This is a genomic window from Dysosmobacter acutus (assembly GCF_018919205.1).
GTDB classification, from domain to species: domain Bacteria; phylum Bacillota; class Clostridia; order Oscillospirales; family Oscillospiraceae; genus Oscillibacter; species Oscillibacter acutus.
Genome location: NZ_JAHLQN010000001.1, coordinates 484,114 through 503,558 on the forward strand (window position 1 = coordinate 484,114; position 19,445 = coordinate 503,558).

The following is a 19,445-nucleotide window of genomic DNA, read 5'->3' on the forward strand; positions in this document are numbered from 1 at the left end:
GTTTCAAAAAGAGGGTTTCCTAAGTGAAAACATGCTGGTTATTTCAAAAAAGCGGCGCCGGACTCAATGGGGGAAAACGGATTGGGTTCTGGGCGTGGAATGTTCTGTGGGTGCTGGCGTCCGGGGTTTGCCTGGGGGCGCTGTCCCTGCTCTTCGCATATGGGGACTACCCCGACCGCCTGTTTCTCAGCTACTTTGCCAATTGGCGGATCGCGGCGCTGAACATCATCCCGGTGACGGCGCTGGCCCTGATCCTCTATCTTGTGATCGGGCGGGCATATCTGTCCTTTTTACTCTCGGCCATTGTGACGTTAGGCGCCTCCGTTGCCAACTATTTTCTCCTGCTGTTCCGGGACGACCCGCTGATGTTTGACGATCTGCGCTACATCCGGGAGGCGGCGGGCATCACCCGGACCGCGGGCTATGACCTCTCTCCGGACGGGCGGATATGGTTTGGCATCGCCTGCGCCCTGGCGGGGACGGCGGTTCTCTTTTTCATTGCCCGGGGCCGTCCTCCGGCAAAGGTTCGTCTGCCCCTTTCGCTTGCGGCCGTCCTTGCCTGCATCCCGCTGAGGGGGGCCTACGGCGACAACGTCACTTACAAGGTCCGCACCGCCAATACGGAGCTCATCAACCAGTGGAGCTCCACCCAGGTCTATCTCTCCAAGGGGTTTATATACCCCTTCCTCCACAGCATGACCACCGGTCAGATCAAGCCGCCGGAGGGATATGACGAGGCGGCCACGGCCGCGCTGCTGGCGCAGTATGAGGATCAGCCCATCAAGGAGGCGGTGGACCTCATCACCATCCAGCTGGAGGCCTTTGCCGACTTTTCCACACTGGGCATCGAGGGGGTGGATTTCTCCCTTTACGACGACTACCATGCCCTGGAGCAGGAGGGCGTGGCAGGGTCTTTGATTACCAACATCTTTGCCGGCGGCACGGTTGACACGGAGCGGTGCTTTCTCACGGGGCTTTGCACGCTGCCAAACTTACGCGCCAACACAAACTCCCACGCATGGTATCTGAGGGAACAGGGTTACACGGCGGAGGGCAGCCACTCCAGCTATGAGTGGTTCTACAACCGCCGGAATGTGAACCGCTACCTTGGCATCCCCGGCTACTACTTCTACGAAAACCACTACAGCCATCTCTCCGAGGCCATCGCGGCGGATCAGCTGCTGCTGCCGGAGATTTTGGCCCTCTACCGGGAAAACCGGACCGACAGTCCCTACTTCTCCTTCAACGTCACCTATCAGGGCCACGGGCCCTACGACACCCAGAGCGTCTGGCGGGGAAACCACTACACCGACGGCCGCTACTCCGGGGAAACAGCCAACATCCTGGATAACTACCTTGGCTCCGTGGAGGATACCATCCGTCACCTGATGGACTTTGTGGATCAGCTCCGGCGGGAAGAGCGACCGGTGGTGCTGGTGCTCTATGGCGACCACAAGCCCTGGCTGGGAGACGGAAACTCCGCCTACAATGAGTTGGGCGTCAACCTGGACGTGGCCACGGACGAGGGGTTTCGGAACTACTACGGCGCCTCCTACCTGATCTGGGCCAACGACGCGGCCAAAGAGCTGCTGGACCGGCCCTTCCAGGGTCCGGGACCGGAGCTCTCCTCCTGCTTTTTGATGAACGAGGTCTTTCATCAGTGCGGCTACCTGGGCAGCGCCTACCTCCAGGCCACGGAGCAGGTGCGTCAGGTGCTGCCGGTCATCACCTCTGTGGAAAAGTATATTGATGCCGACGGCGAGGTGCGCGGCGGTCTGTCTCCCGGGGAAGAGGAGGCGCTGAAGACCTTCCGCAGCCTGGAGTATTACTGGGCCGGGCACTTTGCCTACGGCGGCGTGTAAAAAACTACCGGAAGAGCTCAACTCTCTTCCGGTAGTTCGTTCAATACCCGGCTTTCCGCCTCCTGCTGCGCCTGAATCAGCACTTCCCTGGCCTGGATCAGGTCGCCTTTGTCCATCGCGCTTGTGGCCTTGGCCATACAGTGCAGGAGATGGTAATATTGCTGGCGATAAGAATCCATGTAAATCACCTCCATATACTACTATATCTATAGTAACTATGTAAAGAGGAATTGTCAATTGGTTACTTTATAGATAGGGTAAACTTGAGGTGATATAATGACGAAAAATCAAACGATTTTGTCCATCCGCCAGTACGGAAAAATCTCCCTGCGGCTGAACCAGCTGATGGATCAGCGGGGCATGACCAGAAATGAATTGGCCAATTCAATCCACACACGTTTTGAAGTGGTGGACAAGTGGTACCGGGGCGACATATCCAAAATCGACCTGGATATTCTGGCAAGGATCTGCTACGTCATGGAGTGCAGGGTAGAGGAATTGTTGATCTACGAGGCGCCATGAGAAAATAGAAGAGAAAGGCGCCGGTGTGAAACCACACCGGCGCCTTTTTGTTTGATCAGCCGCGGGAGAGCGCGTCCTGGGCCAGGAAAGCTTCGATTGCCTTCCGCCCGGCGGCCAAGCTGCCCTGGGCGAAGCCGTCCCGCCCGCCGCCCCGACCCTGAAGGGCGCTGTTGAGGGACTTGACAAACTCCCGGATGTCCCTGCCGGGGGAGAGGATGGCGTAGGCGTAGCGCTCCCCCTCGCCGGAGAAAACCATACAGCGGCCTCCGCAGGTCTGGGCCACGGCGTCGCAGAGGCGGCGCACCGCGTCGGGCCTCATGGGTTCCTCCCAGAGCACCACGTCGCCCGCGCCCCGGTGCTGGTCGGCCAGGGAGGCGAACACGCTCTCCTCCAGATGGGCCGTCCGGGCCTTGGCGTCGGAGAGCTCACCAAGGAGGCGCTCCACCGCGGCGGCGGTCTCCGTGGGCTTGGCGGAGGTGGCCTGGGCCACCGCCCGGTTCTGCTCAAAGACCGCACTCAGGTAGCGCAGGGCCCGCCGGCCGCAGAGAATCTCCAGCCGGACGCCCTGGCGGAACTTCTGGCAGGAGAGGACCTTGATGAGGCCCACCTGCCCGGCGCGGAGCACATGGGTGCCGCAGCAGGCGCAGCAGTCTGCCTCCGGGAAGGAGACGATCCGCACCTGGCCCGTCAGCTCCTTTTTGGAGCGGTAATCCAGGGCGCTGAGCTCCTTGGGAGAGGGGTAGGCGATCTCCACCGCCTCGTCGGCCCAGATCACCTCGTTGGCTCTGCGCTCTGCCTCCAGCACCTGCTCCCAGGTCATATCCGTGTTGTAGTCGATGGTGACCGTGTCGGCGCCCAGGTGGAAGCCCACGTTGTCGCAGTGGTACAGGCCGCAGAGAATACCGCTGATGATGTGCTCGCCGGAATGCTGCTGCATGTGGTCAAAGCGGCATTCCCAGTCCACCGCGCCCTCCACGCTGCCTCCCACCGGGAGGGGGCTGCCGACAGTGTGGACGATCACGCCGTCCCTTTCGTGGACGTCCGTGACGGAGGCTGTGCCCAGGATGCCGTGATCCGCCGGCTGGCCCCCTCCCTCGGGGTAGAAGGCGGTGCGGTCCAGCGTGACGGCAAAGCCGCCCTTTGACGCCTCACAGGAGAGGACGGAGGCGGTGAAGCGGCAAAGGAAGGGGTCGGAGTAATACAGCTTTTCGGTTTCCATGGCGAACGATCCTTTCAGCAGCCCCTGCATGGGGCGAAATGTTGGAACAACTCAGCACAGGGCGGAGAGTACGTTCCAGACCGGATAGGCCAGCAGCCAGCCCACGGCGGCGGAGCAGAGGTTGGCCGTGACGCCGTAGGCGGTGGCCCGGCCCCGGGAGGTCCCGGTGAGGAAGCGGCGGTAGAGCAGCGCCTCCACCGTGAGCACCGCCACCTCCACAAGGATAAACAGCAGATAGTAGCCAAGTCCCACGCCCTCCCGCAGCGCGGTGAGGCCCAGGGAGCAGAACACGCCGATCTGGGTCAGCAGGTTGACCAGCAGAAAGACCCTCCAGTTCTTCTTTGAGGAAAGGCCAAAGAGGAGCAGCACCACACCCTCGATAACCAGTGTGGGGAGGAAGGTGGCAAGGAACTGAAGGACGTAGGCCAGCCACACCGGCGGCGTGGAGACGGATTTGTCCGCCCAGTCCACGGAGACGGAGGACTGAAGCACCGGGCGGGTCAGGGGGCCGGTGACCCAGCTCTCGCCGCTTTCAGTGACGATGAGGATGCGGTAGGCGGCGGGTACGCCCACATAATTGAAAAAGTGGACGCCATCCTCCCGGGCGGTGAGATCACCCCACATGGGCGCTATGGTGCCTTGGGCAAGGCAGGCGTGGTACCCGTCGGGCACCGCGTCCAAAAGGGACTGGAGCAGACCCTCGTCCAACTCTGCACGGTCCTCGTCAGAGAGATTGGGGTGGGTTCTGTCCAAACCGCCCTCGGCTATCAAATCCAGGTAGTAGAGCCCCTGCGGAGGATTCTCCACACGGACCCGCAGCTGAGGCTTGGGCCCCATGTCCGCAAGGGCGGTGGTGGTGAGCAGGGCCAGAGCGGCCATCAGCACAAGACAAGTGCGCAGAAGCTTTTCTTTCATGCAAAACCTCCTTGTTCCGGCGCCGTCCAACGACGGCAAAACTCCTTTTCCGATCCGGCGCGCCTCTTCCAAAAAGCACGCCATACACTTTAGACGGATGCGCTTCAGGTAAAGTTCAAAAGCCCAAGGGAAAGCTTCCATTGCAGCACCCGGCGGCAGGCATCCTCCACCGCCGAGCGGTCCAGCTCGCCCCGCTCCACCGCCTCAATGACCTTGGGAATCTGGGTCCGGTAGTCGGTGGTCACCACCATGTCGTTCCCCGCCTGAAGGGCCATCACCGCCACGGCGCCGCCGGGGGAGTAGGCGGCCACCGCCTCCATGGCCAGATCGTCGGTCATGGCCACGCCCGTGAAGCCCAGGTCCCGCAGGGCCTGGTGCACGGCGGGGGACAGCGAGGCGGGCAGGGTTTCGTCCAGACAGGTGACGATGTTGTGGCTCACCAGCACAGCTCCCGCACCGGCGTCAAAGCCGGAGGAGAAGGGCAGAAAGTCAGAGTTCCGGAAAGCCTCCAGAGGCCGCTGATCCACGGCGATGCCGGTGTGGGTGTCCACGTTGTTCCCGTAGCCGGGGAAGTGCTTTAAGACGCTGCCCATACCGTCGGAGCGCATCTGGGAGACCACCGCGGCCACGTAGTCCGCCGTGGCCGGAGCGTCCTGACCGAAGGAGCGGTCATGGATGAAGTCGCCGGGGTTTAAGGATACGTCGGCCACTGGGGAGAAGTTCACATTGATCCCAAGGGCGGAGAGCAGCAGGTCCTTTTCGCGGGTGCCGGCCGTCACGGCCTCCATGCCGCCGGAAGCATAGAGCTTTTGGGGGGAGGGAAACTTAGAAGAGCGCAGATGGGGGTTGGAACTGACGCGCACCACGGTGCCGCCCTCCTCGTCCACGCCGATGAGCAGGGGAATCCGGGCCGCGTCCTGATAGGAGGCGACGGTTTGGACCACGTCGCCCGCGGTCTTGTCCTGAAAATCCCGGCCAAAGAGAAGGTAGCCGCCCAGATGGCAGGCGGACACATCCTCCACGGCGTCCGATGCGGGGCAGCGGACGAAAAAGAGCTGGCCCACCTGTTCCTCCAGGGTCATGGAGGAGAGAAGCTCCTCCAATTGCCGCTCCTCTATCTCCTCCGGCGTGGGCGGCGGGGGAGGGGGCGACTCCTCTGAAGCAGAGGCGGAGGACTGGGGCGGCGGGGCGGAGACGGCGCCGTTTGTCCCGCAGCCGGCGCAGGCGATCAGACACAGTGCCGCAAGAGCGGCGCGGAAAGGACGGTTCATAGGGCCTCCTTGCTCCGGCCTGGCCGGATGGTTCTGAGAGTAGTCTACCACAACGGAGGAAAAAAGGGAACCGTCATGGGTATGAATGCGCCCCACATTTTCTCTTTTCTCTCTTGCAAGAAAAGAGAGAGCGTGCCGCAGCCGGTACAAGGGAGAAAAGAACCGCACGATCCGCTTTTGCCCTCTCTTCCCGCTACCCGCTGCGCTGCCGCTCTGCTCCCTTGCGTATGGCCTCCAGTTTTACCCATTCCACCAAGAGAGCCTCACGGAAAAAGAAGAGACCGGACTTGCGTCCGGTCTTTTACCGTTTTCTTGGATAAGGCCTGGGATCGTCGGTCAGACCCAGGAGATAGTCCACACTGGTGCCAAAGTATAAGGCAAGCTTTTCCAAAGTCTCCGGTGTTGGCTGAACCTTCCCGTTTTCATATCGGGAATAGGTCTGCTGGCTGCAGCCCAGATACTCAGCCAAATCCGCTTGGGTTTTATCATGATCTTCACGTAAATCGCGAATCCTTAAGTTCATATAATCACCTGTACAGATAATAGCTTACGCAAAATCTGAGTATTGAATTGTACGCAGAATATGCGTATAATTCAATCGGAGGTGATTGTATGCCGGATTACAAAAAGCTATACCTGGACCTTATGTATTCATCTGAACAGGCGATCCGCATGTTGATCGAGGCGCAGAAGCGGTGCGAAGACGCGGTTTTGTCAGAGGCCGTGGAGCTGACAGAAGAAGAGAGAGACCGGATTTAATCCGGCCTCTCTTTTTTGTCTGCTTATTCTTCTGTCTTCACCAGCGCGATGTGCAGCTCTTGGAGCTGCTTTTGGCTGACCTCGGAGGGCGCGCTCATCATCACATCCTGGGCGTTCTTGTTCATGGGGAAGGGGATGATCTCCCGGATGGAGTCCTCGCCCGCAAGCAGCATGACCATGCGGTCCACGCCGGGGGCGATGCCCGCGTGGGGCGGCGCGCCGTAGCAGAAGGCGTTGTACATGGCGGGGAACTTGGCCTTCACGTCGTCCTCGCCCAGGCGCACCAGCTCAAAGGCCTTGATCATGATCTCCGGGTCGTGGTTGCGCACCGCGCCGGAGGAGAGCTCCACGCCGTTGCAGACCAGATCGTACTGGTCGGCGGTGATGGACAGGGGATCGACCTTTCCCGCCTCCGCCTTTAAGAGCACATCCAGACCGCCGGAGGGCATGGAGAACGGATTGTGGCAGAACTCCAGCTCGCCGGACTCGTCGCCGATCTCGTACATGGGGAAGTCCACGATCCAGCAGAAGCTGTACTGCTCCTTGTCCATATGGCCGGGTACGGCGGCGCCTAAGGTCTTGACCAGCACGCCGGCGGTCTTCAGCGCCGCGTCCCGCTTGCCGGCGGAGAGGGCCACGAAATCCCCGGCCTTCAGGCCCAGGGCGGACACCACCTGCTCACGGATGGGGGCGACGAACTTAGAGATGCCGCCCACTAACTCGCCGCTTTCATCCAGGCGGAACCAGTAGGCCTTGCCGCCGGACTGGGTCTCCACGGCCGCAAGGGTCTTGTCGATGAACTTGCGGGTCTCCTTGAAATCGCTGACCACCACGGCCTTCACCAGGCCGTTCGCGAAGGGCTCGAAGCCACAGCCGCCCAAGACGGAGGTCACATCCCGCACCTGAAGGTCGATGCGCAGGTCCGGCTTGTCGGAGCCGTATTTCTCCATGGCCTCGGTGTAGGGGATGCGGACAAAGGGCGCGGCGGAGGCCCGGTTATAGAGCCCGTACTCGGCGAAGATGGGGGGCAGCACGTCCTCGCAGACGGCGAACACGTCGTCCTGGGTGGCGAAGGCCATCTCCATGTCCAGCTGGTAGAACTCGCCCGGCGAGCGGTCCGCCCGGGCGTCCTCGTCCCGGAAGCAGGGGGCGATCTGGAAGTAGCGGTCAAAGCCGGAGGTCATCAGCAGCTGCTTAAACTGCTGGGGCGCCTGGGGCAGGGCGTAGAACTTGCCGGGGTGGTTGCGGGCGGGCACCAGGTAGTCCCGGGCGCCCTCCGGCGAGGAGGCGGTCAGGATGGGGGTGGTGATCTCCAGAAACCCATGGTCGGTCATGGCCTTGCGCAGCGCGGCCACCACCTGGCAGCGGAGGATGATGTTCTTCTTCACCTCCGGGTTCCTCAGGTCCAGATAGCGGTATTTCAGGCGCACCGCCTCATCGGCCTGACGGCTGTGGTTGATCTGGAAGGGCAGCTCGTTGTAGCGGCAGCGGCCCAGGATTTCGATCTTCTCCGGCACCACCTCGATCTCGCCGGTGGACAGCTTTGCATTCTTGCTGGAGCGCTCCCGGACCGTGCCCTCCACGCTGATGGTGGACTCCTTGTTGATGGCGTGGAGCTCTTTGACCATCTCGGCGCTTTCGGCCACCACCTGGGTGGTGCCGTAGAAGTCGCGGACCACGGCAAAGGCCAGCTCCGCGCCCACCTCACGGACGTTTTCCAGCCAGCCGACGATCTTCACCTGCCTGCCCGCGTCGCCAAGGCGCAGCTCGGCGCAGGTATGGGTTCTGGATTGCATCATAACAAAAGTTCCTTTCTGTTTGGTAAATCAATTTGAATGCCGGTTTATCCAATGTTCAGCTCTTTGGCCCGCTGATAGAGCGCGTCCAAGTCAAGCGCTTCAAACTGGGCGGAGAACCCTACCGTCAGCTGGGCACATTGCGCGTCCAGGTCGGACTCCAGTTTTGCAAGGTAAAGCTTGTCCCCATAGCGTTCGGCGTAGGCGCGGAGCAAAGGGACGTAATAGCTGTCGCGCTCCGCCTGCCACTGCCAGGCGGAACGGCTCAGCCCCAGATAGCCGTCCCAGTGTTCCAGCAGATATTCAGCGCTGCTGTCCGGGGTGAGTCCCTGCTCCCGGCCCAGCCGGGAGATCGCCACGGTGCGCTTCATGCGTATCACCCCAAAGTCCAGGCCGTCCTCCGGCCGGGCCGACTGGGACAGGCCCAGGCACAGGTCGTAGGCAAACTGCTGGGCGGTAAAGGATTCGCCGCCCACCGTCAGCACCGGGCTGTCCGGCGCAAGGCACAGCACGTCGGCGCACAGGTCCAAGCCAGGCAGGGTGAAGGTGAGGCGCTGAGCCGGGTCGACGATCCGGCTCAGCATGGCGCTGGCCTCGCCCCGGGTCAGGCGGCTGGAGCCGTGCAGGCCGCCGTAGCGGTCACAGCCATTGAGGATGCCCGCGTTATAAAAACGCAGGATGTCCGGAAAGTCCTCTTCTTCGCCGGTGAGGTCATAGATCCGCTCCACCTCATTGAGGGCGGGCAGCTCCGCGCCTGCGGCCCGGACCGTGGCGGACAGCACTGCCGCGAAAAAGAAGCGGAAGCAGGGATCCGCGGCCTGAAAATCGTACCACAGAAGCCCGGTATGCTGCTCACCCGGGGTGTTTTGCGCCAGCACACCGGCATCCGCCAGCAGGTCGTAGGCGCCGCGGTACCAGGACTCCCCATCCGCCGGGGCGGGAATCTCCCCATCGCCGCCGGTGAGCAGGTCGTAGAGCCGGGCTGCGACGACGGTGATCTGTGCGTTGGTCAGATTGCCGCCCGGGAGGAAGCGGTCCTGGGTGAAGCCCTCCATGAGGCGGGTCTCGTAGACGGTGCGGACATAAGGGGCGCACCAGAGCCCGTCGGGAACGTCGGAAAAGGTGTTTTCATAGGGGCGGCCCCGGGGTACCAGACAGGACTGCTCCGCGGCCGGGGCTGGGACCGTGCCCAGCAGCAAAAGCAGCATGATGAGAAGAGCGCTCAGCCGCTTCATAAAGCCCTCCTTTATACTGGCGGCGCGGGGGTTCTCCACCGCAAAAGTATCCCGGAGTCAGGTTCTCACTCAAATAAATAGCTGTACAGGTAGCGCAGGGGAGACTCGGCCGCCCGCTGGTAGACCGCGCTTGCACTCAGGGACTTCAGCGCGTCGGTGTACTGAGCGGTGAGCGAGTCCTCCAGCGCGGTGAGATCCGCCTGCAGACGGTCCAAATAACTGATGTCGTCCGCCGAGGCGGCGTAATGGTCATAGTAGTACTGGCTCAGCGCGCTCAAAAGCAGGTAATCCTGGTTCTCCTGGGCCCAGCCGGCCTGGCTGACGCCCATATAGCCGGCCATCAGCCGCCCGTCCTCTTTGGCCGCGTTTATTTCCTCCGTGCTGAGGCTGATGCCTTTCTGCCGGGCCAGCAGCGTCAGGGAAGCCTCGTAGCAGACGTACTCCCCGGCAACGATGGACATGGGAGGAAGAACGCCATCGCTCAGCTTCATCACAATCAGGTTGTTGACCAGGCCGTAGGCAATCTGATCCGCGGTGTAGCTGAGGTCCTGCACCGTGGCCAGCACCGTGTCGCCCTTTACGCCCAACACATCCCTGGAGAGGTCAAAGGCCGTCAGTGTGAAGGTGAGGCGCTGGGCCGGGTCGATGATCCGGGCCAGCATGGCGGCGGCCTCCCCACGGGTCAGGGTGCCGAATTCATCGAAAGAGCCGTACTTGTCTTTGCCGTTGACGATTCCCGCGTTGTAAAAGCTCAGGATGTCCGGGTCTATCGTGTCGGGCAGGACGGAAACCTGGTTCAGCGTGGGCAGCGTCACATCCGCGCTGCTGAGCGCCTCGCTCAGGGCCCAGACAAAGGCGTACCGGGGACAGGGCTCCTCCGGCGGATAGAGGTCGGACTTCAGCTCCGCGGCGGTGTAGTATCCGCCGTAGGTCACGCTGGCAAAGTAGTCGTAATAGGGGGCGTACCAGGTTTCCCCCGCGGCCCAGGTGTCGCCTCCGCCGGAGAGCAGCTTGTGGAGCCGGGCACAGATGACCACGATCTGGCCGTTGGTCAGCTGACTGCGGGAGTCAAAAGAAGAGGCGGTTTTGCCCTGCATCAGCCCGGCCTCATAGACCGTCTGGACGTAGGACTCGCACCAGGTGCCCTTCACGTCGGCAAAGGGCTTGTCATAGGACTTCTGCCTGGGCAGCAGCGCATTGGAGGAATAGGCAAAGGCGCTGACCGTGCTCATGGCAAGGACAAGGGCCAGAATCAACGCGGTGAGACGTGCTTTTTTCATAAAATCACTCTCCGTATCGTAATATAGTACCTCAATAATACTATACGGAATCATTCTTCCCGGGAAAAGCTCCCTTTGGAAAGATCAAACTCCGCGCTGGAACAGGTACTCCGCATAGGGGGTGGTCTTGGCCCTTTGACCGATGGCGGCCCAGTCCAGGCCCTCCATCACGCCGGCGGACTGGATGGTGACGTCCACCGCCTCCAGATCGTCCGCCAGGCGGCTCAGGCCGTCGGGCTCGTCGGAGTGGAACAGGGGACTGTTGTAGCCATAGGCTTCACAGTAGTAGGATTCCACCGCGCCGCCGAGTGCCTCCTGAAGTTCACAGGAGAGCCAGGCCTGCTCGTCCAGTCCCGCAAAGCCGGCCTTGGCCATAGCGTTGGACGCGGCCGTGGCCTTCGCCTCGGCGGAGAGGGTGATGCCGTGGATCTCGGCCAGGACGGAGAGGGCGGCCGCGTGCCGCAGGTCCATCAGGGCACAGGTGACGGCGTCGGGCACTGCGGCCCCGGCAAAGGTAATGTCCTCCAGGCGGGCGGCGGCAAAGAAGTTCCGGGCCAGCAGGGGAGCAAACTTGTCCATGGCCAGCTCCTTGCCGTTGACCGAGTACACCACCGTCTCCGCCTCCATGCCCATCAGGTCTTTGCAGAAATCAAAGGGCGCCGGAGAAGAGCGGAGGCGCTGGGCCGGGTCGATGAGCCGGGCCAGCATGGCGGCGGCCTCGCCCCGGGTCAGACTGCTCAGGGGCCGGAAGGTGCCGTAGGCGTCACTGCCGTTCAAAATGCCGGCGTTGTAGAAGGCCAGGGTGTTGGTATACCCGTCCAGGGCCTCCATGGGGTTCAGATCCGGAATGGCCGCCACCTCATTGACCACGGGCAGCTCTACCCCAGCGGCCTTCAGCACGACGGACAGGATGTTGACAAAACTGATCCGGGAGCAGGCCTCCGTTGGGGGCCAGACGCCCATGTCCAGTATCTGGCTGCCGCTCTCATAGCCCAACAGGGGAGCCATGTTGTTATAGTAGGTCAGATACCAGCTGGCATCGGCGATCAGGGGAATCTCTCCGTCGCCGCCGGTGAGCAGGTCGTAGAGCCGGGCGCCGATGGTGATGATCTGGGCGTTGGTCAAAAGCGCCCGGGAGTCAAAGGAGGTTTTGGTCTTGCCCTCCATAAGGCTGGACTCGTAGACCGTTTGGACGTAGGACTCACACCAGGTGCCCTTCACGTCAGGGAAACCTGATCCATAGGTCTCCTGCTGGGGGACCAGTCCATTCTGCGGGTAGGCCAGGGCCGGCGCAACCCCTAAGAGCAGGGCCAGCAGAAAGGCGGCCAGGCGGGTCGGTTTCATTGAACACCACTCCTCTTTGTATTATTTGAAAAGTATATTACAAATTGGATTCAAAATTCCGATATGTGGCTGACGAATAACCTGCTCAGCCCAGGATTACCGCGCCGCTGTTTTTCTCCGCCAGGCCGGCGCGGATAAGAGCGATGGTGTCAGCGGGGGAGAGCTTGGTCTGCTCCCCGGTGGCCATGTCCTTGCAGGCCACGATGCCGCCTGCGATTTCGTCCTCGCCCAGGAAGATGACGTAGGGGATGCCTAACTTGTCGGCGTAGCCGATCTTCTGCTTGAACTTCTTCTGCTCGCAGTGGAGCTGGGTGCGGATGCCTGCCTCCCGCAAAGAGGTAGCCAGGGCGATGGCCGCCGACAGGTCCTCGGTCATGGGCAGGATGAGCACGTCGGCCGGCGCGGTGGGCAAATCCGGGTTGAGCATATTCTGCTCGCCAAGCACGTAGAAAAGGCGGGTCAGGCCGATGGAGATGCCCACGCCGGGCAGCTTTTTGTCGGTATAGAACTCGGCTAAGTTGTCGTAGCGGCCGCCGGAGCAGACGGAGCCGATCTCCGGGTGGTCCAGCAGCGTGGTCTCGTAGACCGTGCCGGTGTAGTAGTCCAGGCCCCGGGCAATGGTGAGGTCCACGGCAAAGTTCTCCGCCGGCACGCCGAAAGATGTCAGGGAGGAGGACACAGAGTTCAGCTCGTTGAGGCCCTCGTCAAAGAGGGGGCTGCGGCCCGCATAGCCGGAGAGGGAGGAAAGCACCTCCCTGCTGCTGCCGGTGATGGAGATGAAAGAAAGGATTTCGGCGGACTGCTCTTTGGAGAGGCCCAGGTCCTCCACCAGAATGGCGCCCACTTTTTCCGCGCCGATTTTGTCCAACTTGTCCACCGTGCGCATGATGTCGCCGGAGCGCCCGGAGAGCCCCTGCATCTCATAGAAGCCGTTCAGAATCTTGCGGTTGTTGACCCGGATCTGGAAACGTCTGAGTCCCAAGGTGGAGAAGGTCTTATAGATGATGGCGGGAATCTCCGCCTCGTTGAGGATAGAGAGCTGTCCGTCGCCGATGACGTCAATGTCCGCCTGGTAGAACTCCCGGAACCGGCCCCGCTGGGCCCGCTCACCCCGGTAGACCTTGCCGATCTGATAGCGGCGGAAGGGGAAGGTCAGGTCGTTGTAGTGCAGCGCCACATACTTGGCCAGGGGGACCGTCAGGTCAAAGCGCAGGCTCAAATCCGCGTCGCCCTTGGTGAAGCGGTAGATCTGCTTTTCCGTCTCGCCGCCGCCCTTGGCCAACAGTACCTCGGAGGATTCGATGACGGGAGTGTCCAAAGGCGTGAAGCCGTAGAGGGAATAGGTGTGCCGCAGCACCTCCATCATGCGCTCCATCTGCTGCTGGGCGGGAGGAAGCAGCTCCATAAAGCCGGAGAGGGTTCTTGGTGTCATTTTCGACATAGTGATGCTCCTTTAGTTGAGATGAGTGTCCGTCGGCGCGGGACAACAAAAAACGCTCTCGTCCCGGCAGTTTGGGACGAGAGCGAGCGGTCGCTTCGTGGTGCCACCCAAATTCGAAGCAGACTTGTCTGCTTCCTTTTGGCTCCTGGTACGGGGAGCGGGCCGTGGGCGTCTCCGCCCCTGCTCCGCCGCTGTCTTTCCAACCTCCTGCCGCAGGGCGCTTCCAGCAAAGCGCGCCCCTCTCTGGATGCGGCGGTGGGATTGTACTCCTGCGGCTTCCGCGCAGTATACCTTTTTATTTTAGGCAGTTTGGACTCAAAAGTCAAGGCTCAGATATTCAGCGGCTTTGTGACGGGATTGACGATGGTGCGCCAGTCCAGATCGCCCCGGGCCAGACCAAGCACCAGCATCTCGGCGGTGGCGATGTTGCTGGCAAAGGGGATGTTGTTCTGATCGCACAATCTGGAAATATAGGATACATCCTCCGCCATGACGTCGCTGTTGGGGTCGTTGAAAAACAGCACCATATCAAACTCGTTGTAGGAGATGCGGGCCCCGATCTGCTGGCTTCCGCCGTGGGCATAGGAGAGGAAACAGTGGATGTTCAATCCCGTGGACTCAGAGACCATGTTTCCGGTGGTGCTGGTGGCATATAGGCTGTGCTGAGACAGAATCCCGGCATAGGCGGTGCAGAATTGAACCATGAGCTCTTTTTTGTTGTCATGGGACATGATGGCGATATTCATAGGATGGTTCGCTCCTTTCTATTTGATCCGCATCAGCGGAACCCGCGCCCCGGTGATGCGTTTTGCAATGTTCCCATAGGCCGCGGCCGCCAGCGAGGAGTCGGAGAGCATCAGGGGGATGCCCCGGCCCATGCAGATGGGCAGGGCGTCGTCCTCCGGCACCACGCCCAAAAGGGGCAGCCCGGCGGTGTCGATGGCGTCGTCGATGGTGGCGTGAAGCCCCTTGAGAAGCTTCCTGCGCACCCGGTTCACCACCAGGTGCAGCCGGTTCTGGGGAAACTGTCCGTCCAACAGCATGACCGTATGCTGGGCGTCCCGAAGGCTGGTGGCGTCAGTGGTGGTGACCACAACGGCCCGGTCCGCAGCGCAGGAGGCCAGGCGAAAACCGGAGCCTAACCCGGCGGGAGCGTCGATGAGGCAGTAGTCAAAGGTTTTGTTGATCCTTGAGATCAGGCGGTACATGTCCGCGCCGGTCAAAACCTGCCGCCCCATCCCCATGGGCGCGGTCAGCAGATAGAGGTTTGGCATCCGGGGATGCTGGACCACCGCCTCCTCCAGGGTGCAGCGGCCCAGGGCCACGTCGGTGAAATCCATCAGCGCCCGGTCGGTGAGGCCCAAGGCCAAATCCAGGTTCCGCAGCCCGATGTCGCAGTCCAGGCAAAGCACCCGCTTTCCAAGCAGGGACAGCGCGGAACCCACACTGGCGGTGAATGAAGTTTTCCCGGTGCCGCCCTTGCCGGACACCACAACAATACTTTCTCCCATTTTATGCGAAAACTCCCTTCTTTGCAACAGGAAATCGATTGCGAATGAAAAAATTTCTGATTTATATCCCTGCCGAAGGGAGGTAAGATCGTCAAAAGGCGGTCACAGCGGCGCTTTTTTGATCTTGGCGAAAGCCCTGGGGTATTTGGGCGGTGTGGAGCAAACCTTTCGGATGGAGATCAAACGGTGGGTGACGCCGGCGCCGGGCACCTCATAATCCCGAACCTCCTCCACCTCGCCCCCCAGAACCTTGATGGCTTTGGCGGCGGCGGAGAGCTCCTGGGCGCAGTCCACGGACTTCATGGCCAGAAAGGCGCCGCCCGGGCGCACCAGCGGCAGGCATAGCTCGCAGAGCATAGGCAGCGACGCCACGGCCCGGGAGGCGGCCAGGTCAAAGGATTCCCGGTGGGCGGAGGCAAACTCCTCGGCCCGGCCATGGACGCAGGTCACATCCTCCAGATCCAGGGCGTCGCAGACCTCCTGCAAAAAGGTGATCCGCTTGCCCAAGGAGTCCAGCAGCGTCAATCGGATGTCCGGGCGGCAGATTCGCAGGGGGAGGCCGGGAAAGCCCGCGCCGGTCCCCACGTCCACCAGGGACTTGCCGGAAAAATCCGTCAGGTTCAAAAGGGCCAGACTGTCCAAAAAGTGAAGCCGTGCCACATCCTCAGGGGCGGTGATGGCGGTGAGGTTCATCACCTCGTTCTTCTTCAGCAGCAGCTCCCCATAGCGCTCCAACCGGGGGGCGCAGTCCTCGGGAAGGCCCAGCGCCCGGAGGCCCCGCACCAGCGCCTCCCTCATTTGGACGCTTTCAGCAGGTCCCGGATCTCCGTCAGAAGCTTCTCCTCGGCGGAGGGCGCCGGCGGGGCGGGAGGGGCGGCCTCTTCCTTTTTCCGGTGGAACTTGTTGATGGCCCGGATCAGGCAGAACACAGCCAGGGCGATGATCAGAAAGTCCAGGATGGTGGAGAGGAACGAGCCGTAGTTGATGGAGACCGCAGCGGCAATCTCCTCGCCATTTTCCACCACCGCCTGCTTCAGCACGATCTTCCACTGGCTGAAATCCACGCCGCCGGTGAGCATGGACACGGCGGGCATGATGATGTCGTTGACAAGCGAGGTGGAGATTTTGCCGAACGCGCCGCCGATGATGACGCCGACGGCCATGTCCAATACGTTGCCCCGGGCGATGAACTGCTTAAATTCGGCGACAAATCCGTTGCCTTTTGCCATAAATAAATCCCTCCTAAAATATAGAGAAAAAATCTACGATTTGGAATCTTCCAAGTTTTTAAATCCGCAGTGACGATTCCAGCACCCGGGACAGCATGACGGCCGCCTGGGCGCGGGTCAGGGGCGCGGTGCCGCGAAAGGTGCCGGCGGCGTCCGTCCCGTTGAGAATACCGGCCCGGTATAGGGAGAGGATGGCCTCGGTCTGCTCCGCGTCGTAGCGTGCGCCGGGTACGTCGGGCAGGGAGTCCACGGTACACCGCTGTTCCATCTCGCCGCCCACGGAGCTGAGCCACATGGCAAAATCCTCCCGCCAAGCGGTGTCCCCAAAAGAGCTGACCAGCCAGTGGGGGCTGTAGAGAATATCCAGATTCTCCCGGTAGTCAATGTAGAAGGCGGCCGGGAACCACCACTGGTCCCAAGCCCCGGCCGCCTGGGCATTTCGCCAGGAGCGGCTGTAGGCGTTGAGATGGATGGCCATGGATTTTGCATCCGTGTCCGGTGTCAGATGGAAGGAGACGGTTTTTCCGTCCGGCCCGGTCTGGCCGCTGCCGCTGTACCGAAAGCCGTCGCCGTCAAAGCCGAATTCGATGCGCAGGGGGAAATAGGGGGAGAAGGGCGTTTGAAGTTCCGCCGTCAGCATAAAGTCGCCGCTCGCCCAGCTGTAGGACAGGACCTGGCCCAGGTTGGCCACCTGGGTGCCGGTCAGGTCGTAAAACCGAACGTACTCCCGGGGTTCCTGAGGCGCCGGGGGCAGCACTCCGTCCCCACCTTTTCGCAGGTCATACAGCCGGGCGGAAAGCACCATCAGCTGCTCCATAGCCAGAGGCGAGTTGGGGGAGAAGGTCTCCGTCGAGGTGCCGTTGAGAAGACCTGTCTCATAGCAGAGCTTCACCGCGTCATAGCACCACGCGTCCTCCACCACGTCGGAAAAGCCCGGGTACGCCCGTGTCTTGGAAAACGCTGTATCCGCTGCGGCACAAGGGATACAGGATGTGGACAGGAATAGAGCCAATAGAATTGCCAAAAGTGAACGCCGCATCGTTTCGATCCCTCCTGTCGTCTGAAAACGACTCAAAAAAACTACAAATTGCAATCGGAAGAAAAGAGACTATACAAATAGTATTTACCTCTTCTTGGGAAGCAGCAGCTCCTTGCCGCCCATATAGGGGCGCAGCGCTTCCGGTACCCGGACGGAGCCGTCATCACAGAGGTTGTTTTCGAGGAAGGCAATGAGCATCCGGGGCGGCGCCACCACTGTGTTGTTCAGCGTGTGGGGCAGGTATTTCTTTCCATCCTGCCCGGTGACGCGGATTTTCAGCCGCCGGGCCTGCGCGTCGCCCAGGTTGGAGCAGGAGCCCACCTCGAAGTACTTCTGCTGCCGGGGAGACCAGGCCTCCACATCAAGGGAGCGGCACTTCAAATCCGCCAGGTCCCCGGAGCAGCACTCCAGCGTCCGGACGGGGATGTCCAGGCTGCGGAACAGCTCCACCGTGTTCTGCCACAGCTTGTCAAACCAGACGGGGGACTCCTCGGGCCTGCAGACCACGATCATCTCCTGCTTTTCAAACTGGTGGATGCGGTATACGCCACGCTCCTCAATGCCATGGGCGCCCTTTTCCTTGCGGAAGCAGGGTGAGTAGGAGGTCAGCGTCTGGGGCAGGGACTCCTCCGGAAGAATCTGGTCGATAAACTTTCCGATCATGGAGTGTTCGCTGGTGCCGATGAGATAGAGGTCCTCGCCTTCGATCTTGTACATCATGGCGTCCATTTCCGCAAAGCTCATAACGCCGTCCACCACGCCCTGGCGGATCATAAAGGGCGGCACGCAGTAGGTAAAGCCGCGGTCGATCATGAAATCCCGGGCGTAGGAGATGACGGCGGAGTGGAGCCGGGCCATGTCGCCCATGAGATAGTAAAAGCCGTTGCCAGCCACCCGGCGGGCGGCGTCCAGATCCAGTCCCTCAAAGGACTCCATGATCTCCGCGTGGTAGGGGATTTCAAAGGGAGGGGTCACGGGCTCGCCGAAGCGCGCCACCTCCACGTTTTGTGAATCGTCTTTGCCGATGGGCACTTTCTCATCCAAAAGCTGGGGAATCACCAGCATCCGTTTGCGGATTTCCCCCTCCAGCTCGGCTTCCCGCTCTTCCAGCTCCTTGAGCCGCTCGGCGTTGGCGGTGACCTGGGCCTTGACGGCCTCCGCCTCTGACAGCTTGGACGGGTCCTTTTTGGCCTGACCCATCAGCATGCCGATCTGCTTGCTGAGGGAGTTGCGGGCGGCCCGGAGCTCGCTGCCCTCCGTGACGGCGGCGCGGAACTCCTCATCCAACTTCAGCACTTCGTCCACCAGGGGGAGCTTGCTGTCCTGGAATTTGTTTCTGATGTTCTGACGCACCAGGTCGGGATTTTCCCGGATCAGTTTGATATCAAGCACGATTGTTCACCTCATTACAAATTGTGCCGCGCTGCGGCATGGAACTGTTTCACGTGAAACAGGCCTATTCGGCTGGCTCGGCCATCTTCTGGGCCACGCCCTCTTTCAGCTGCTGATAGCGCTGAAAAGGGGAGACCACGTCAGCATTTCCGGACTCCTTGGGCAGGGCGTCCATCACGCCGCTCTTCTCATACTGGTCGATAGACGCCTGACACTGGGCGTAATCGCCGGCGGAATACTGCTGCTGGAGGCAGTAGAGACCAAGGAGGGCGGAGGATTCATCCTCCTTGCTCTTTCGCTGGGCCTGTTCGCTCTCAAGCTGTTCCTCTGTGCTGCTCAGTTCCTTCTGGGCCCTCTCTATCGCCTTTTGCAGCTGCAGATTCTCATCCAGAGCGTCCTGCAGCTCCTCGATGGCGTTGACATTGTTGTGAAGCTCGCCCAAGACCTGCTGGTTGCTGCGCTGGTGCATCACAAAGGAGACAAGGATCAGGGCGAATGCCACGGTAAAAAGTATGATGATATAGATGAAGACGGGCTTCTGACGGCCGGAAGCAGCCTCCTCCGGGGCCGGGACCGCGTCCTGGGCGCCGTCGCCCCGCTTTTTGAACTTCATGGTTAGTTTGACATCCT

20 protein-coding genes are annotated in these 19,445 nt (G+C 61.2%); 3 read left to right on the forward strand and 17 right to left on the reverse strand.

Going from position 1 to position 19,445, the window contains the following annotated elements; genetic code table 11:
- Positions 1 to 23 precede the first annotated feature (23 nt).
- Positions 24 to 1,862 (forward strand): LTA synthase family protein, encoded by a 1,839-nt coding sequence (locus tag KQI82_RS15845; protein WP_216558143.1) that lies wholly within the window; start codon positions 24 to 26, stop codon positions 1,860 to 1,862.
- Between the two features lie 17 nt (positions 1,863 to 1,879).
- On the opposite strand, the gene KQI82_RS02285 is transcribed toward KQI82_RS15845, so the two are convergent.
- A complete protein-coding gene (locus KQI82_RS02285) occupies positions 1,880 to 2,041 on the reverse strand; it encodes a hypothetical protein (protein ID WP_216558145.1) in 162 nt (53 codons plus the stop codon).
- Positions 2,042 to 2,138: 97 nt separating this feature from the next.
- Here KQI82_RS02285 and KQI82_RS02290 point away from each other — a divergent pair, with 97 nt between their 5' ends.
- On the forward strand, positions 2,139 to 2,384 hold the full coding sequence (locus KQI82_RS02290) for a helix-turn-helix domain-containing protein (RefSeq protein ID WP_241426591.1): 246 nt from the start codon (positions 2,139 to 2,141) through the stop codon (positions 2,382 to 2,384).
- A gap of 55 nt (positions 2,385 to 2,439) precedes the next feature.
- Here the strand turns inward: KQI82_RS02290 and KQI82_RS02295 are convergent, their stop codons facing one another.
- The 4 genes from KQI82_RS02295 to KQI82_RS02310 form a co-directional block, all read right to left on the reverse strand.
- Entirely contained in the window at positions 2,440 to 3,603 is a 1,164-nt protein-coding gene (locus KQI82_RS02295; protein WP_216558148.1) for an alanyl-tRNA editing protein, read from the reverse strand.
- Positions 3,604 to 3,654: 51 nt separating this feature from the next.
- Positions 3,655 to 4,518: a hypothetical protein gene (locus tag KQI82_RS02300; RefSeq protein ID WP_216558151.1), complete on the reverse strand. Its 864-nt coding sequence runs from the start codon at positions 4,516 to 4,518 to the stop codon at positions 3,655 to 3,657.
- 104 nt (positions 4,519 to 4,622) lie between these two features.
- On the reverse strand, positions 4,623 to 5,789 hold the full coding sequence (locus KQI82_RS02305) for a glycoside hydrolase family 3 N-terminal domain-containing protein (protein ID WP_216558154.1): 1,167 nt from the start codon (positions 5,787 to 5,789) through the stop codon (positions 4,623 to 4,625).
- Between the two features lie 301 nt (positions 5,790 to 6,090).
- A complete protein-coding gene (locus KQI82_RS02310) occupies positions 6,091 to 6,312 on the reverse strand; it encodes a helix-turn-helix domain-containing protein (protein ID WP_216558157.1) in 222 nt (73 codons plus the stop codon).
- 89 nt (positions 6,313 to 6,401) lie between these two features.
- On the opposite strand from KQI82_RS02310, the gene KQI82_RS02315 reads away from it, so the two are divergent.
- The gene (locus tag KQI82_RS02315; RefSeq protein ID WP_216558160.1) at positions 6,402 to 6,548 is read left to right on the forward strand and encodes a hypothetical protein; all 147 of its coding nucleotides are present in this window, start codon (positions 6,402 to 6,404) and stop codon (positions 6,546 to 6,548) included.
- Positions 6,549 to 6,571: 23 nt separating this feature from the next.
- Here the strand turns inward: KQI82_RS02315 and aspS are convergent, their stop codons facing one another.
- The 12 genes from aspS to KQI82_RS02375 all read right to left on the reverse strand — a co-directional run bounded on the left by aspS (position 6,572) and on the right by KQI82_RS02375 (position 19,428).
- Positions 6,572 to 8,347, reverse strand: coding sequence for an aspartate--tRNA ligase (gene aspS, locus KQI82_RS02320; RefSeq protein ID WP_216558162.1), 1,776 nt, complete (start codon positions 8,345 to 8,347; stop codon positions 6,572 to 6,574).
- A gap of 44 nt (positions 8,348 to 8,391) precedes the next feature.
- Positions 8,392 to 9,579, reverse strand: coding sequence for an S-layer homology domain-containing protein (locus tag KQI82_RS02325; RefSeq protein WP_216558165.1), 1,188 nt, complete (start codon positions 9,577 to 9,579; stop codon positions 8,392 to 8,394).
- 65 nt (positions 9,580 to 9,644) lie between these two features.
- Positions 9,645 to 10,859, reverse strand: coding sequence for an S-layer homology domain-containing protein (locus tag KQI82_RS02330; protein WP_216558167.1), 1,215 nt, complete (start codon positions 10,857 to 10,859; stop codon positions 9,645 to 9,647).
- An 84-nt stretch (positions 10,860 to 10,943) separates the two neighbouring features.
- Entirely contained in the window at positions 10,944 to 12,203 is a 1,260-nt protein-coding gene (locus KQI82_RS02335; RefSeq protein ID WP_216558169.1) for an S-layer homology domain-containing protein, read from the reverse strand.
- 85 nt (positions 12,204 to 12,288) lie between these two features.
- Positions 12,289 to 13,644, reverse strand: a complete 1,356-nt coding sequence (hisS, locus tag KQI82_RS02340; protein ID WP_216558171.1) for a histidine--tRNA ligase — start codon at positions 13,642 to 13,644, stop codon at positions 12,289 to 12,291.
- Between the two features lie 329 nt (positions 13,645 to 13,973).
- Entirely contained in the window at positions 13,974 to 14,390 is a 417-nt protein-coding gene (locus KQI82_RS02345) for a methylglyoxal synthase (protein ID WP_216558174.1), read from the reverse strand.
- Positions 14,391 to 14,408: 18 nt separating this feature from the next.
- Positions 14,409 to 15,155: a septum site-determining protein MinD gene (minD, locus tag KQI82_RS02350; protein WP_216558177.1), complete on the reverse strand. Its 747-nt coding sequence runs from the start codon at positions 15,153 to 15,155 to the stop codon at positions 14,409 to 14,411.
- A gap of 102 nt (positions 15,156 to 15,257) precedes the next feature.
- Positions 15,258 to 15,953, reverse strand: coding sequence for a 16S rRNA (guanine(527)-N(7))-methyltransferase RsmG (gene rsmG, locus KQI82_RS02355; RefSeq protein WP_216558180.1), 696 nt, complete (start codon positions 15,951 to 15,953; stop codon positions 15,258 to 15,260).
- Positions 15,950 to 16,384: a large-conductance mechanosensitive channel protein MscL gene (gene mscL / locus KQI82_RS02360; RefSeq protein ID WP_216558183.1), complete on the reverse strand. Its 435-nt coding sequence runs from the start codon at positions 16,382 to 16,384 to the stop codon at positions 15,950 to 15,952. Before mscL ends, rsmG begins: the two co-directional genes overlap by 4 nt.
- A 58-nt stretch (positions 16,385 to 16,442) precedes the next feature.
- Entirely contained in the window at positions 16,443 to 17,408 is a 966-nt protein-coding gene (locus tag KQI82_RS02365) for an S-layer homology domain-containing protein (protein ID WP_216558185.1), read from the reverse strand.
- Between the two features lie 99 nt (positions 17,409 to 17,507).
- The gene (gene serS / locus KQI82_RS02370; protein ID WP_216558188.1) at positions 17,508 to 18,815 is read right to left on the reverse strand and encodes a serine--tRNA ligase; all 1,308 of its coding nucleotides are present in this window, start codon (positions 18,813 to 18,815) and stop codon (positions 17,508 to 17,510) included.
- A gap of 64 nt (positions 18,816 to 18,879) precedes the next feature.
- On the reverse strand, positions 18,880 to 19,428 hold the full coding sequence (locus tag KQI82_RS02375) for a tetraspanin family protein (protein ID WP_216558191.1): 549 nt from the start codon (positions 19,426 to 19,428) through the stop codon (positions 18,880 to 18,882).
- Positions 19,429 to 19,445 lie beyond the last annotated feature (17 nt).